Source organism: Maribacter sp., from assembly GCF_016744255.1.
Taxonomy (GTDB): domain Bacteria; phylum Bacteroidota; class Bacteroidia; order Flavobacteriales; family Flavobacteriaceae; genus Maribacter_B.
Genome location: NZ_JADGES010000082.1, coordinates 1 through 15,815, shown reverse-complemented (window position 1 = coordinate 15,815; position 15,815 = coordinate 1). Strand labels below are relative to the sequence as shown.

General features: G+C 33.3%; 14 protein-coding genes. 2 read left to right on the top strand and 12 right to left on the bottom strand.

The window, feature by feature from the left end; translation table 11 throughout:
- Positions 1-792 (top strand): CpsD/CapB family tyrosine-protein kinase (locus QZZ51_RS12780; protein ID WP_291870266.1); only part of this gene is annotated, 792 nt, incomplete at its 5' end.
- A 79-nt stretch (positions 793-871) separates the two neighbouring features.
- On the opposite strand, the gene QZZ51_RS12775 is transcribed toward QZZ51_RS12780, so the two are convergent.
- Both QZZ51_RS12775 and QZZ51_RS12770 read right to left on the bottom strand, forming a co-directional pair.
- Positions 872-1,612 carry a CpsB/CapC family capsule biosynthesis tyrosine phosphatase gene (locus QZZ51_RS12775; protein WP_291870264.1) on the bottom strand — a complete coding sequence of 247 codons (741 nt, stop codon included), beginning with the start codon at positions 1,610-1,612 and terminating at the stop codon, positions 872-874.
- Positions 1,613-1,671: 59 nt separating this feature from the next.
- A complete protein-coding gene (locus QZZ51_RS12770) occupies positions 1,672-2,250 on the bottom strand; it encodes an alkylphosphonate utilization protein (RefSeq protein ID WP_291870262.1) in 579 nt (192 codons plus the stop codon).
- Between the two features lie 195 nt (positions 2,251-2,445).
- On the opposite strand from QZZ51_RS12770, the gene QZZ51_RS12765 reads away from it, so the two are divergent.
- Positions 2,446-2,808, top strand: a complete 363-nt coding sequence (locus QZZ51_RS12765; protein WP_291870259.1) for a pyruvate kinase — start codon at positions 2,446-2,448, stop codon at positions 2,806-2,808.
- 99 nt (positions 2,809-2,907) lie between these two features.
- Here QZZ51_RS12765 and QZZ51_RS12760 read toward each other — a convergent pair whose 3' ends face one another.
- The 10 genes from QZZ51_RS12760 to QZZ51_RS12715 form a co-directional block, all read right to left on the bottom strand.
- A complete protein-coding gene (locus QZZ51_RS12760) occupies positions 2,908-3,546 on the bottom strand; it encodes an SCO family protein (RefSeq protein ID WP_291870257.1) in 639 nt (212 codons plus the stop codon).
- A gap of 52 nt (positions 3,547-3,598) precedes the next feature.
- Positions 3,599-4,777 carry a heparan-alpha-glucosaminide N-acetyltransferase domain-containing protein gene (locus QZZ51_RS12755; protein WP_291870255.1) on the bottom strand — a complete coding sequence of 393 codons (1,179 nt, stop codon included), beginning with the start codon at positions 4,775-4,777 and terminating at the stop codon, positions 3,599-3,601.
- Between the two features lie 14 nt (positions 4,778-4,791).
- On the bottom strand, positions 4,792-5,391 hold the full coding sequence (locus tag QZZ51_RS12750) for a hypothetical protein (protein ID WP_291870253.1): 600 nt from the start codon (positions 5,389-5,391) through the stop codon (positions 4,792-4,794).
- Positions 5,385-6,521: a hypothetical protein gene (locus QZZ51_RS12745; protein WP_291870250.1), complete on the bottom strand. Its 1,137-nt coding sequence runs from the start codon at positions 6,519-6,521 to the stop codon at positions 5,385-5,387. The genes QZZ51_RS12750 and QZZ51_RS12745 overlap by 7 nt, the downstream gene beginning before the upstream one ends.
- A gap of 10 nt (positions 6,522-6,531) precedes the next feature.
- Positions 6,532-8,214: a hypothetical protein gene (locus QZZ51_RS12740; RefSeq protein WP_291870248.1), complete on the bottom strand. Its 1,683-nt coding sequence runs from the start codon at positions 8,212-8,214 to the stop codon at positions 6,532-6,534.
- 611 nt (positions 8,215-8,825) lie between these two features.
- Positions 8,826-9,440 carry a hypothetical protein gene (locus QZZ51_RS12735; RefSeq protein ID WP_291870246.1) on the bottom strand — a complete coding sequence of 205 codons (615 nt, stop codon included), beginning with the start codon at positions 9,438-9,440 and terminating at the stop codon, positions 8,826-8,828.
- A 28-nt stretch (positions 9,441-9,468) separates the two neighbouring features.
- Complete coding sequence (locus tag QZZ51_RS12730; protein ID WP_291870244.1) at positions 9,469-11,865, bottom strand: leucine-rich repeat domain-containing protein; 2,397 nt, start codon at positions 11,863-11,865, stop codon at positions 9,469-9,471.
- A 13-nt stretch (positions 11,866-11,878) separates the two neighbouring features.
- The gene (locus QZZ51_RS12725) at positions 11,879-12,895 is read right to left on the bottom strand and encodes a hypothetical protein (protein WP_291870242.1); all 1,017 of its coding nucleotides are present in this window, start codon (positions 12,893-12,895) and stop codon (positions 11,879-11,881) included.
- A 118-nt stretch (positions 12,896-13,013) separates the two neighbouring features.
- Positions 13,014-13,664: a hypothetical protein gene (locus tag QZZ51_RS12720; protein ID WP_291870240.1), complete on the bottom strand. Its 651-nt coding sequence runs from the start codon at positions 13,662-13,664 to the stop codon at positions 13,014-13,016.
- Positions 13,665-13,825: 161 nt separating this feature from the next.
- Positions 13,826-15,815, bottom strand: a 1,990-nt coding sequence (locus QZZ51_RS12715) for a hybrid sensor histidine kinase/response regulator transcription factor (RefSeq protein ID WP_291870238.1), incomplete at its 5' end; no start/stop codon positions are given.

The window sequence follows — 15,815 nt, the reverse complement described above, 5'->3', positions numbered from 1 at the left end:
AAAAATGTTCCTGTCTTGGCAGAACTTCCTAAACTTGGTAAAAAAGATACCTTTTTGGTTACCAATGATGATAGGTCGGTATTGAGCGAATCTTTGCGAATATTGAGAACCAATTTAGATTATCTTATTAAATCTAAAAAGGGAGGAAAAAACAATGTAATTTTTGTTACGTCTAGTGTTCCAGGAGAAGGAAAAACTTTCCTTTCTTCTAACCTAACCATGATTTTCGCGAATACTAATAAAAAAGTTCTATTGATAGGAGCAGATATTAGAAACCCTAAGTTGTATACCTTTTTTAGCAATACAAAAGACGTAGATAAACTAGGTAAACCTAGTAGAAATAAAGATGCGGGTTTAACCGAGTTTTTATATGACGACACTTTATCTTCTAAAGATATTATTAATCCAATGTTGGTGCATACGAATACTATTGATGTAATATATTCAGGTAAAATACCACCAAACCCTGCAGAGTTATTAATGAGTGATAGAATGAAGGATCTAATAGCAGAAGCTTCTTTAAAATATGATTATGTTATAGTAGATACCGCACCATTAATGGTGGTAACAGATACATTGTTACTTACGGATTATGCGGATCATATAATATACGTAACAAGAGCAGGTGTTACAGAAACAAAAGTTCTTGAATTTCCATTAAAACTTAAAGCAGAAGGTAAATTAAACGGATTGTCTTTTGTCGTTAATGATGTAAAGGAATCTAACCTTGGCTATGGAGGAAAATATGGTTATGGCTACGGGAAGACCGTTAAAAAATGGTGGAAATTTTAGAGAATTTCACCGTATATAAAAAAGCAAAAGGCCTATATCATTAATATATAGGCCTTTTGCTTTTTTATATTATGTACATTTAATAAAAACTCTGTATAGTCCTCTCTATTAAAGGTAAAATTTTGTCTAGTTGCTTTTTTGTAACTTTTATTTCTTTTAAACTATTCAATTGGCGCATATTATGAACATCGGATCCTACAAAATCTAATAACCCTTCATTTAATAATTTGTTAGCTGTTTGCTGAACATCCTTACCATAGTAGTCACTTAGCGAAAGTAAATTAAGTTGAAACATAATACCTTGCTTTTTATATTTCTCATACTTTCTAAATTTAGAATGTAAATAGACGTAACGCTCTGGGTGGGCAAGAATTGGAAAAAAGCGTTTTTCAGCAATTTTTTGTATGGCATTATCAAAATTGATGGAGGCTTGTAAATAAGACATTTCTACCAATACATAATTTTTTTGCATTGGCAGTACCTCTCCTTTTTCTAAAAGAACTTCAAAATTAGCATCAATCATATGTTCCGCTGCTGCTGAAACAGTAATGTTATCTAATTTTTCAACTTTAAGTTGTTTGTTTAATTTACTTAAGGACTGGGTTACGGTTTTTAAATTATTTGGATAGTAATTATCCATTATGTGAGGTGTTGCTATAAAATTAGTAACACCAAATTCAGAAAATTCTTTAATAAGTTCAATGGATTCCTCTACCGTTTTTGCACCATCATCAATTCCTGGTAAAATATGATTATGTATATCTATAAAACCATTTAAATGGTCAATTAAAAAGGTTTTCTTCTCGAAAAAGCTAAACATATAATCTTATTGTCTTGTATTTATACTATGTAACGGATGCATTAAAAAGATATTACAACTTATATCTTTTTTACATACTTAGTAATAATTACTATTTGTATACCATCTACTTTTCCTTCTATATGTTCTGCACTTTCATGATCTAATGAAACTCTACGTACTGCGGTTCCTCTTTTTGCAACCATACTAGAGCCCTTCACAGGTAAATCTTTAATTAAAACAACACTATCTCCTGCATTAATTATGACACCATTACTATCTCTATGAATTATTTTATCTTCAGGGTCTTCTCCTTCACCTGTTGCTTGAGCCCATTGCAATTCCTCTTCCTCGAGATACATCATATCTAATAAGTCTTGTGGCCAACCTTCTTTTCTTAATCTAGAAAGCATACGCCAAGCAATAACCTTAACCGCAACTTGTTCACTCCACATACTATCATTTAAACACCTCCAATGATTAGCATCTGTTTTTTCTGGGTTGTCTATTTGGTCTATACAGGTATTGCAAGCATGTATAGCCTCTTTAATGCTTCCAGGAGCCTTAGGGGTAACTTCATATACTTGTAAGTTTTCTATAGCGGTACATAGCTCGCATGAACCACCGGATCTTTTACTTAATTCCCTTTCTGATGACATAGGTGTTTATTTAGACTGCAAAAATGCATATATTTTAAGAAACAAGAGCTTTATTAGTTGAAAAAGTAAATAAACAATTATAAAAAAGAGGACTACATTTTTAGTTTAATTTGAGAAAGATTGTTTATAAATTTTAAAATGAATTGTAAAAGTTATATCCTAAGATTTTATTTTTGGTCGCTGTAAAAAATAATAATGAAGATATTAGAAATAGGAGATAAGGTTTATAATGTAAAGCGCAATGGTTTTGAAGATTTAGCTAGATATACTTTTTCTGTAGTAGTAAAAACAACTAAGACATTGGCTATTTTAAAAAATGGAGTACGTTTAAAAAATGACCCAAAAATTTCTTACATCATGGAAGATGTTGGTTATTCTGTTTATAGAGATTATGCAACACATTGGCACTTAGTATCTTTAAATGCGATAAGGCAAGCACAAATAGAAAATGAAAAAATAAAAGCGGTAGATTGGTTTCAGGATAAAATTTTCACTCTTAAAGAGAAAGAGATGATATATAAACAATTTGCAGAGGCAGACGTAATTAAAAACAGGTGATTTTTTATAAGGGACTAATTTTTAAAGTTTAATTATTTTTTACCTGAAATAAATCCGTCAAGCGAACAAGCTACATAATAGATTACCTTCATCATTACTTTACTTTTCATCTAATATTTTAATATCCTGAATTAATCGTTTTATTTCTTCGTCTTTTGTGCCATCATATACACCGCGAATCTGCTTTTTTCTATCCACTAGAACAAAATTTGGGGTGTGTATAAAGTCTTGTAACCCACCATCTCCTTGTTCTACAACTGCGAAATAACTTTTTCTGGCTAAGTTGTAAATATGTTTTTTGTTTCCCGTGGTAATATTCCATTTCGTATCAATTACACCATGTTTTATGGCATATTCTTTAAGAATGGGAATACTATCTAATTCAGGAGTTACGGATAAAGATAAAAACATAACACCATCATTATTCAGAAATTTTTTTTGAATTTTCTCCATATTATTAGACATAACTGGACAGATACTCGGGCAGCGCGTAAAGAAAAAATCGGTCACATAGATTTTATTCTTATAATTATCCTGAGTTATTTTTTTACCATTTTGATTTATCAATTCAAAGTTAGAAACAACATGGTCTTCCATTCTCTGAACAGATATATCCACCAATTCTGGATTAAAATCGGAAGGGTTGAAAATGGGCAATTCTTTTTTTGAAGCTCGATCGCAGGATAAGATATAATTTACAAAAAGAAGCATTAGAAAATAGGATTTAATCCGTTTCATAGTACATAGTATTTTTTAACAACCTCTTTGCTTATTTAACTTTATAGTTTTTTTATAAATAGCTTAGCCACCATTTATTTTTATTTCTTTGTTTGTAAATCATATATTTTTTACAAAATGGATATAATAGTAATATAACGCTAATCCAAACGCAATAGACGATAAATAAAGAATAACCGTAAGATTCTAAATCATGACTCATAAAATTTTCAGCAGTCAAAATCATAGAATGCCAATTACCACCAAAAATTAAGATTCCTAATATTGCAAGAATATGAATAACCAACATATGCAAGAAATAATAATATAATGGCACACGGCCAAACACTAAAAAGAACTTTGTTAGTTTATTATTACTATTTTCTGCAACATATAAGAACAATATTGCGGGGCCCATGGTTATACACAAAAACAATAGAGATGGCGGGTATTTGGTAACATTAAAAAAGGATAAAAATGTTTTTGTATTTGTGGATTGTATATTCCAGGGAACCAAATCACCATATATATTTATACCTCTTAAAATAAAAAAGGAGATAAGTGCCCCAAGACCTATCTTTAGAAGCCATTTTTTTCTAATAGTAGCATCATAATCTTTTTGATAAAAAGCACCAAACAAATAGCCAAGAGCCATTAGGCCAATCCAAGGAAGTAAAGGGTACATAAAATATACCATAGCATTTGGATTAAAAACGACCGCTTGGTTTTGATGTAATATATACCAAACCATAGATTGTAGACTTTGTCCTTCTAACATAATAGAATCTAATAGATTGTGCCCTGCAATTAAAATTGCACCAATTATAAAGATTATTTTTTTAGGTAAAAACATTAAAAACGACAAGCATATCATGCTAAATCCGATGGTCCATATGACTTGAAAAATCACGAAACTATAAGTAATATCAAAAGTCCATATTAGATTATTTACAACTATTTCCAAAAAAATTAACCATACTCCTCTAGTAAACAAGAATTTAAATAACGCCGATTTACTTTTGTTTTTACCAAACAAAAAGGCAGATGTGCCTGCCAAAAAGATAAAAACTGGAGCACAAAAATGGGTGATAAAACGCGTAAAGAATAGGATAGGCGTTGTTGTTTCAAGGTTCGTTGGGTCATTAAAAAAAGATCCGTAATGAAAATAGGCTCTTACGTGATCTAAAGCCATAATGACCATTATAACCCCTCTTAAAACATCTATTGATATTATTCTTTTGGATTTAATCATTGGTTCGTTTGTCTTTATAAAACAGAGGTGCTAATTGCAATATCTGCGTGTTCCCAAGCTTTATCAAACTCTAGTTTAATCGCTTTTGCTTCCTCTAATTTTCCTTGCGCTTTAAGACTGTTATACAATCCTATAAGTGACCATCCATTCTGCCGAAGAATATCTAAATCTTCCTTGAATATTTTTTCTGCCTCCACATATTTTTCTGTTTTCATTAGTATGGCTCCTAAATTTTGTCTTGTTGGTATGTGCCATGCAGCAGGTTCCGTGTAAGCTAACCCGTCTTCATATACAACTGCATTTTTTAAATGGGTAATGGCGGTTTTAGTATCCCCTTTTAATGCAGCCAATTCACCGGCAACTACTTCATAAGCTATGTTAGCAGAGTGGATAGAGGCATTGTTTGCAGTAGCTATCAAATTTTCCAATTCTGGATCTTTTTTTAGCTCTTTTATCGCATCTAATTCCTCTTGCGCTTCTTTTGCATTTCCTTTCCTAATAAAAGCTATACCTCTGGCATAATGTCGAATCAGGTTTATATGTTTTATTTTAGATTTTGGTGCTGGTATAGTCAATATTTCATTCCATTTACCAAATCTAGTATAGGCTAACATCGGGTCGATGCAAAATCTTGTAGAAAAGGCATTTCAAGGAGCTCTCCTACAGGCACTTTTTCTGCTGTTTTTTTAGCAGCGTCTATTGCTATATCACTAGCCCCTAATAAGCTTGCCGAAGACCACAAAAAGTGAATATTATGGGGATAATAGGCTAGGGGATATAAGCCTTGGGAAAAGCATTGGGCTATATAGTCCTCATCAGCCAAAATTGCAGCTTGATTCACTTTAACAGCATCCAAATACCTACCAACTCTTATATAAATATGAGAAGGCATATGCACTATATGTCCCGCTCCAGGCATTAAGGAGGCCAATTGGTCTGCACTAGGAACTCCTAAATCAGGAAAAGGTAATTCTACCATGTGGATGTAGTAATGATGTCCCCCCGGATTCTCAGGTTGAAGTTGCATTGCTTTTTCAAGTGCAATTTTAGCTTCTTTAATATTTGGTGACGGGTTTCCGTCTTTATCCCAATAATTCCAAGGTACCGTGTTCATTACAGATGCAGCATATAAAATTTGGATGTTTGCATCTTTTGGAAATTCTCTTGCTACGCTTGTCATAGCATGCATGTAAGCTATATTTAATAGAGTTACGTCAGCAGATAAATCTTCACTATACCGAGTGGATAAAGCTTTTATTAGCGCTTGCTCTTTAGGAGAAGATTTAGATACTAAGTTTCTAGCCTTAATCATGGCTTCATTGATTTTGTTCTTGCGAGCATCATCGGGCAATGGATCATTAATATTTGGTCCCAATGCAAATGCTTGGCCCCAATATGCCATTGCAGAAGTGGGATCCAATCGTGCAGCTTCCATAAAAGAACGATGCCCTTCGGCATGATTAAAGGCATAGGACAATTTTACACCTTGGTCAAAAAAGGCTTGTGCTTTTTCATTTTTTGTAGAGATGGAAAAATGAAGATTTCCTAGATTACTGAAAAGGGGAGATATTTGTTTGGTAGTATCGATCCCTTCTAATAGGAACTTAGTAGGTGTGCATTTAGTGAAATTGAAGGAGGCCTTTTGATAATTTCCAGGCTCATTAAATCTTGAATTTTTATTCAAAAAATGTACTAATACCAATAGAGATAATGTGCCAATAACGATACCTATTTTTATTTTCATAAAGATTGTATTAAAGTTGTTGTATGAATTTTTTAGCTTCTTCTATTTCAAATCTAGTACTATTGGAATTTTTACTGAGTTCAATAAGCTGCTTAAAGTACAGAAAAGCCTTTTTTGTGTTTCCCGATTGTTTTGCGGCTACTGCTGCACCATATATTCCATTAAACCTCAAGGGGTGTTCTTTTAAATTTTCTTCGTAAGCAATGAGTGCTTCTTTAGGTTGTTTTAATTCTAAAAGCATGTCTCCTAGTAATTCTATGGATGGTAGCACATCACCTGGGGTAATAGGGTGTTTACTTGTTTTTTCTTCTAGAGCTACTGCCTCTTGCATTAAAAGAATGCCATTTTTTGTTTTTCCCTTTTTAAAATGCAACCATGCTTGTGCTGTTTTAATCTGAATTTCAATTTGGGAAACCTGAATAGACTTGGTGCGGTCGTTTTGTGCCACTAAGTTTTGATGTAATTTTTTCAAGGTTTCAATTTCCTGTTCTACCGAAATAAAATCTTTTAAATGCACAGACCCCATCGCTCTAGCAAAGTGGTGTATTGCTTTTTGCCAAGGAAATTGTTCCCAATTCAACTCTATTTCTTGTACTTCTAAATTTGCCGCTCGTTCCCAATTTTTATTCTCAAGAGCCAACCTTGCAGGTATAGCGGTTACCGGATAAATGGCCGCTGTAATATTAGTAGGATAAAAAGTTTTTAGCTCTTTTATTTGCTCATACTGTTTTTCTGCCTTAGAGTTATCTCCTTTTTGAAGATAGGCATACACCAAATAATCTGTAGCGTGCAGTTCTTCAAAATAAGCCCCGTTTAATGCTGCTGCTTGGGTATAACACCTAGAACTTTCAGCGGATAGTAGGTTCGATTGGATGGATTCCTCCCAGATACCCAAGCGTGTAAAAATATGCGATGGCATGTGCTGTGCATGGGAAGATGAAGGTGCTATTTTTGCATATTTTCGGGCTGTTTCTAAGCCTTTAGATGCTAAAACTGGGTTGTCGTAATTATGAATAATATAATGGGCAATACCTGGATGATTAGGATTAGAGGCTAAAAGAGATTCCAGGATTCTTCCAGCTTTTTGCTCGTTTTGATACTCTTTTCCTACCCTATCTCTGGTAGAATATAAAGCCAAGGTGTAAAAAATTGCAGCTTCTACATCTTCTGGGTATTTAAGATATATTTCTTCCATCTTTTTTTCGAATCGTAGTGCTCTAGACTTATGATCAACGTTTTCCCAATCCGTATAAAAAGCATCAATAGCATAAATATAATCTCGTTGTTTTTCATCCATTGCTAATTCTTTTGCAACGGCCATTACTTTTGCTCCTTTCATTAAATCCTTCTTTGTTGGCGGAAACCAAGCGGCATGATATATGCTCATTGCTATTCCCCAATACGCCATGGGGCAATTTGGGTCGGCATCAATTACTTTTACAAATGCTTTTTCAGCTTCAGAATATTGAAAGGAGTGTAATAATGCCACAGCTAAGTCAAATGCCTCCCTAGTTTCATAGTTACAGGAGAGGGAGAAATTTAGTTCTCCAAATTGACCATTACCACATAGTAAAAGATTTCCTCTTAATAAATCGATTGATGCTAATGTGGCATTCGATTTTGAGGTCTTGTTTTTACATCCTGAAAGAAATAGAGTGCATATAAAAAGAGAATAGATAATTTTAAGTTTCATGCTGTTGGTTTTAAATAATAATATAGCTTGGTATAAAGAGAATATGAAAATGATTGAATTTTACTCGATAACCGAGATTTTAAGGTTGCTTTCCTACGAATGCCTCGTGGGCTTGCCTCGAGGTAGTTTACTAAGGAGTGATCTGTTAAAGTATTTATTATTAATTGATTACATGGATTTTTTTTGTTTTTTTAATGAAATAATATTCTTTTATAAATTCTCCCAGTGAATCTTTTGCAGTTTTTTTAAGTATTATTAGAAATGCATAATAAGTTATTCAATACCTAGTTTTTAGAATTAAGATTTCTACTATATACTAATGCCTATCTAAATAAGCTCGACCACTAGGGAAAATTGCGAGTCTAAATAATTCTATTGTTATACAATAATAGTTAAATGATTAAGGATGGTCTTTTACTATTCTTGCAATAGTTAGCAGTATTTGTGAATAAGCTTATTTAATAATGGTTTAGCAATATCTATTTGCCTTAGTACCCCAGCAGGTTAGTACCTGCCAGAGGAATAGACCAGGGATATACTACCTGTACTTTTTCTGTTTCTCAGGAGTTTTAATTCCCGATGAATATGTATTGATACAATATGGCGGCAATTTATTCGATGCTATTAAGATATTTAGTAACGGCATCATAATCCTTAATATCTACACCAGCTGCAACCATTTTGGCAAGTGTATTTTTGCGAAAGTTTGATGGTGTATTCGCATTTTTACCATTTCCACTTTTTACGATTACATTACTAGGTTCAATAACAATTACCTTAGCTAAGGTAATGTCTGGTGGGTTGGCTGTGAATCTACCATCCGGATCAAAAGCGGTGATAGTATATTTTTCAACCTCGTATATACCACGGAAATAACCAAATGCACTATGATTAGCGTCTGAAGAATACCAAAAAGATCCACCTTTTAGAAACGCAAGTATTAGATAATTATCAATTGCATCTTGTGTAATACTAGGAACTGACAATTCCATATTACTAGTAGGGGACCAGCTAGGGTTTGTAAATATTGTAGTTTCAACATTTGCATTTCCATCAGCCCCATTATTTCCGTCAATTCCATTAGTACCATCATTTCCATCCATACCATTAACTCCCATAGTACCAGTTGGACCAACAGGACCTACAGCACCATCTTTAGAGCAAGAGGTAAATGCTAAGTGGAAAATTAGTACTCCGTACGTAAAAAATTTTATTATTATTTTCATATTATTTTTTTAATTAGTTTCCTGTTTTTTAATTACACTCTTCTCCAGCATCGGATAGAATAGTAAGAATACCTCCATTCGATGTTTGTAAATCACAAACTTGTTGTGGTATGTTTAGTATTGGGTTGTTGGTAAGAATTAATTGTTGCAGATTTATAAGTTGTCCTAGATTAGGAGGTAAAGTCGTTATTTGATTATTATTTAGCTCTATAATCCCAAGGGTATTCATATTTCCTAAATTGGATGGAATACTTGTTAGATTGTTATTGTTTGCGAGCAGTACATCCAGTTTTGTCAGTTGCTCAATATTAAGGGGCAATCGCGTAATGTTTTTACCATTTAAATTTATTAAAGTGGGAATTTCATTAGCATTAAAAATAACACCTGGAAAAATATTGACACTCCACCCTAATGTATTACCAGGGTTTGCTGCATGAATTGAGATAAGAGCATCTTTATGAAAGGCATCTTCCAAGGGTACCCCAATGTCATATTTTAAATTCAAGATTGGATTATTCCATATTGCTAATTGAATAATCGATTGTGGCATCGTTGATAAATTATTTTCTTCCAAATTCAAAAATCGTAGGTTGGTAAGAAAACCAAATTCTGGTGGAATAAATATAAGTTGGTTATTGTTTAAATTTAAATTTTTCAATTCGGTTAATAACCCTATTTCTTTAGGAATAGAAGATAATTGGTTCGTTTGTAATTCAAGAACAATTAATTTTGTCAATGATCCAATCTCTGCTGGGAGGAATGTTAATTGATTGTCTTGTAGTTTAAGTGTGGACAACTGTGTCAATAGCCCTATTTCTATAGGAAGAGAGGCCAGTTGATTCTCATTAATAGATAAGATTTTTAACTTGGTTAATTGACCAAGTTCTTTGGGTAAAGAAGTTAGTTGGTTCTTAAATAAAAGTAGTTGTTCCAAATGGATTAATTGGCCAATTTCAGTAGGCACAGATGAAATGAGGTTATTTGAAACAGTTAAGTTTATCAATTGTGTCAATCGACCTATTTCATTGGGCAAAGAGGCGAGTTGATTATTCGCTAAGTATAATTTTTGCAATAGTTGTAATGTAGTTATTTCAACAGGTATAGAAGTAAATTGGTTATTGGATAAGCTTAAAGTTTCTAATTGTGTCAATAAGCCTATTTCTGTAGGCAAAGAGCTAAGTTGGTTACGGCTTAAATAAAGGGCTTTCAACTGTGTCAACATTCCAATTTCACTGAAAAGGGAATTAAATTGGTTAAAGCTTAAATCAAGAGACTTTAAATTGGTCAGAGAGCCTAATTCAGCTGGTACGGAGGAAAGTAGATTGCTTCTTAAATGAAGTTGTTCTAAATTGTTCAATAGACCTATCTCTGCTGGTAATTCAGAAAGCTGATTATCTTGTAAATCAAGATGCTGTAAATTACTTAATTGGCCTATTTCAACGGGTAGCGCAGATACTTTGTTTGCTGATAAATCAAGCTTTTCTAAACTTCTCATCATACCAATTTCAGCAGGTAGAACTGAGATGTTATTGCTGTATATGGATAGCTTCTTCAAATTATTTAACTGTCCAATTTCTGGCGGTAATGAGGTAAGGTCATAATCTTCTATTTCTAATAGTTCAATATTTCCCTCCGCATTTAGAGTTACACCATTTAAATTCCCTAAATTTTCGGTATTCTCTAAATCCCAATTCAAAGTATTTGTTGGGTTACCATCTAAAATGGCCTGTAAAATTTGCCGCTGGCTTAATAATATATGTACGGAAGCGGTATAGGTAACAGTTGTTCCATCATCCGCGGTCACTTTATATTCTATTATTTCCGTAAAGTTTTTTGTTGTATTTGGATCCACAGTTGCCAGTTCTGATGTTTTAATTTCTGGAAATAGTTTTGTAATATCGGTGCCAAATGGCAGATTAGCGGTAATGGTTTTATTTTCTTCATCAATAGTTGCGGCTAAATCTGCACTAATAGGGTTGTTAGATTGAAGAAAGACAAAACTCGTAATCTGTTTAGCACTACTATTGCTTATAATAGTAGCTGTAAATGTTATCGTGGTGCCATCTTCGGCACTGATGATATAGGTAGTAGGGTTGGTAAAATCTTGTGCACCGCTAGGATTGGCACTTGCTTTAGGGGAAATTTCCAATGAAGGCGTTAATGCTGTCACTGGGGTATCGCTAGGTAAGGTCACTGTAATTGTCTTATTTGTTGCATCAATGGTAGCCGCTACATCTGTAGATAAGGCTGAATTGTTTGCAGCTAAAAAGTTAAAACTCAATACTTCTTTTTCTGAGCTTTTTACAATCTCTTCTTTTACTGGTTCATCGTCTTTACTACAACTAGTTAAACCAGACATTAAAAGAAAAAGAATAATAAGGCTAGACTTTATGTTTGCCTTTAAAACGGTATATATTGTTTCCATGATTTTCTATAAATTAATTGGTAACTACAAAAACGGCGCTTGCATAACCATCCTTAGCTAAAGTTGTTCCTGAACCATTTACCCAAATTACAGGAGCCTCGGCCTCGGAACCTACTGCATATATAGTATTGTTTAAAACAAATACGGAATAGGCATCTGCAAAACTAGAACCATCCGTTAAAAGTGTTTCTTCTCCGTTTTTCCAGATTTTAGCAATACTTACACCATCTATGCTTTCACTACCTGCAACATATATATCATTTTCTAAAACAAAAATGGAGTTGGCAGATGAACTATTAACTCCATTAGTTAAATAGGTTTCTTCTCCATTCTGCCAAACTTTAGCAATATTTTTACCTCCAACAAACTCAGAACCTGAAGCATGAATACTTGTTTTTGATACAAATAATGAGTTCACTTCTGCTATACCAATTCCACTATTCTTTAGGTTTGTTTCTATTCCATTTTTCCATAATCTGGGGCTTCTTTTTCCTGCGGAAGAATGATACCCCGAAACATACACATTATTACCATCGACACTTATAGAACTAGCGTAATTGCTATTAGAAAATGTAGTTTCTATTCCGTTTTTCCACATTTTGGCTACATTCTTTTCCCCGTTATACTCAAAGCCAACGACATACACATCATTACCCACAACAAAGACAGAAGTGGCCTCTGCACTATTATTACCATTTGTTAATGGCGTTGCCAAACCATTTTTCCAAACAACAGCCACTTCATTTATACCGTTGTGCTTATATCCTGCTATATAAACATCATTTTCTAAAACAAATAACCCATTAGCTTCGGAATGATTAATGCCATCTGTTAAAGGTATTTCTTTTCCATTTTTCCAAAGTGTTGCATTCTTCTTTTCAGTGGTAAACACGGTTCCCGTAATGTATACGTCTGTAATGACAGAAATTTGTTCTTGTTCTTGTTCTAGCTCTAGTTCGGTGGAATTGTTTTTATTACATGAGACGATTAAGAAAAGAAGGAATAAAAAAAAAGGTCTTATTTTTTTCATAGGTATTATTTTAGACGAATTATCTATTAAAAAGAGGGGAGAATTGCAACTAACTGGTATCCAATTAAAAATATACTCTGTTGATTTTTATAACCAGACAGAGTATATTTTAAAGGGTCTATTCTTTTAACTCAAAATGTTGCATTACTTCTTCGTAAGTCATTTTTCTTAAATCTACCGTGCTATTTTTACCTGCTATATTAGCAGGAGCTACTATTATTTTAAATTGCTCAAAGGTGGTACTCGGTAAGTAAGATGTACCATCAAAATTGAGTAATTTTACGTTCATCTCTTGCGCATTATTTGATCCACCACCTGGGTTAAAGAATCCTGACTTTCCTGTTTGAGATTTTATTATAAAAAGATTATCTATACCTGGAACGGGTTTCCATTGTACCATAGATATAGGTGCATTTCCAGATATGATTACACGTTCTACAGTAGTGCCATAATAGCCTAAAACCAAACTGTTGGACATAACGGTTTGCGTAATGTCCGTCATTTGATAGGTGGTAGATGTGGTAAAGGTTCTAGAATCATATTCAAAAATTCGAACATCGGCATTCCCATCGGTGCCATCAGTACCATCTTGTCCAACAGTACCATCTGTACCATCCGACCCATCAGTTCCATCTATACCATCCGTTCCGTCACTACCTTGCGTGCCTGCTGGCCCAATAGGACCTATTTCGCCATCTTTAGAACAAGAGGTTAATACCAAGGAGAAAATTAGGAATCCGGACATAAAAAAATTCATTGCAGTTTTCATACTATTTGTTTTAAATAATTAGAGTACAATGATATTGTGCTTATAAAAAAATGACGTTCACTATTTTTTCAAAGCCTAGAAGTAATTAGGAGTTGTACTAAAAAAATTTGTACTATTCTTGCAATAAAAAACAGAATAAGTTGTAAGTATCTGTAGGTGAGTTATTTGTGAATTTCACTTGGTGCAAAGCCAAATTCTTCTTTAAAAGCTCTACTAAACCATGAAGGGTCGTTAAAACCTGTCTCATATGCAATTTCTGAGATGGTTTTATCTGTAGTTTCAATGAATTCTTTAGCTTTCTGAAGCCTTACAGAACGAATGAAAATTGCGGTCGATTTACCAGTAATAGCTTTTAATTTTCTGTAGATTTGAGATTCACTTAAATGTAATTTGTTAGCAAGTTCTCCAGAACCAAATGTGGAATTATGAAGATTTTCATTAATGAATTCTATTGCTTTTTTTAGGAATTTGGTTTCTGGATTTTCGCTACGTTTGTTTAGAAATTTATTTAAACCATTTTTTTGAATTTTATTAACCAGTTTTTTTCGGATTAAAACCAGTTGATTTAATCGTATAAATAATTCTTCTTCATTAAAAGGCTTTGCTAGATAGGCATCAGCTCCGTGAGAAAGTCCAGTCAACCGATCTTTTGTTGTTACTTTAGCGGTTAATAGTATAATAGGAATATGATCTGTACGCTCGTCTGATTTTAACGAGGAACATACTTCTAGGCCATTTTTACCTGGCATCATTACATCACTAATAATAATATCTGGTATATTTTCAAAGGCCATTTCTATACCTTCTTTGCCATTATTGGCATGAATAGTTTGGTATTTACCTTGGAGGCAAGTTTTTAAATAGTGAGCAACATCTTCATTATCCTCAATAATGAGAGCTAGGGGTAAATCTTCTATTTCGGAAAGGATTAAGGATTCTTTTGTACTAATTGTGGTTTTTCTGAGTGGAGCTTCGATAGTAATTTTAGCATCTATAGTTTTTGCTGCATTATTAGTTACAGGTATTTGTACTGTAAAAGTACTTCCTACTCCAGGAGTACTATCTACGTCAATAGTTCCATTCATTAATTCTACAAACTCTTTAGCTAAAGATAAACCAATACCAGTACCTTGTTTTTTTTCAAAGGATTTGTTATCTACTTGATAAAAACGGTCGAATAAATGAATAACATCTTCTTTAGCCAAGCCTAAACCATTGTCTTGTACTTTGATGGAAAATAATTCCCTGTTTTTGGAAAGTATCTTGTTAAGATGAACAACTATTTTGCCATGGGCAGGTGTGAACTTCACAGCGTTTGAAAGTAAATTAGATATAATGGAAGCCATCTTATTCACATCAATATCCATTTCTAAAGCATTAATCTCAGAGTAAACGGTGAGGTTTATTTTTTTTGACTCTGCTAAGGAATGAAAACTTTCACTTAAGTACTTTACAAAAGGAATAGCATCCGTTTGCACCAAATTTAAAGCCATGGAGCCGCTCTCTACCTTTGCTAAATCTAGCATTTCATTAACAAGATGCAATAGGTTTTTGCCATTGCGATGAATCATTTCTAAAGATTTTTCTGCTCCCTCAAAACTTTTATCTTTAAGATTAGATTTTAATGTATCTGCCATACCCAGAATAACAGTAAGTGGTGTCCTAAATTCGTGTGTGATGTTTGAGTATAAGCGTGTTTTGGAATCATTCAACTGCACCATTTGCTCTGTTTGGTGGTTTAAAAGTTCATTTTTATGCTGTATCTCTGTAGTACGTTCATAAATAAGGTTTTCTAAATTTTCGTTTTTCTTATGTAATTCTCTAGAGCGCCATTGCATAATTAAGGATATAAATGTAATAGCTCCTAACCCGTATATAATATAAGCCCACCAGGATCTATACCAAGGGGCTAAAACGGTAAAGGAGTAATAATCCTCATTACCAATATGATTAAAAACATTTTTGGACCTAACTTTAAAAGTATAATCTCCTTCGGTTAGATTAGTATACTCTTTTTTGGTTTCAGAAGTCCAAGAAGACCAGTCTTCATCAAAACCATCCAATAGATATTGGAATTGGTTTTTAGATTCGTTGTCAAAACTCGTAGCTGCATATTCAAATCGGATGGTATTTTCTTGAAATGGAATGGAT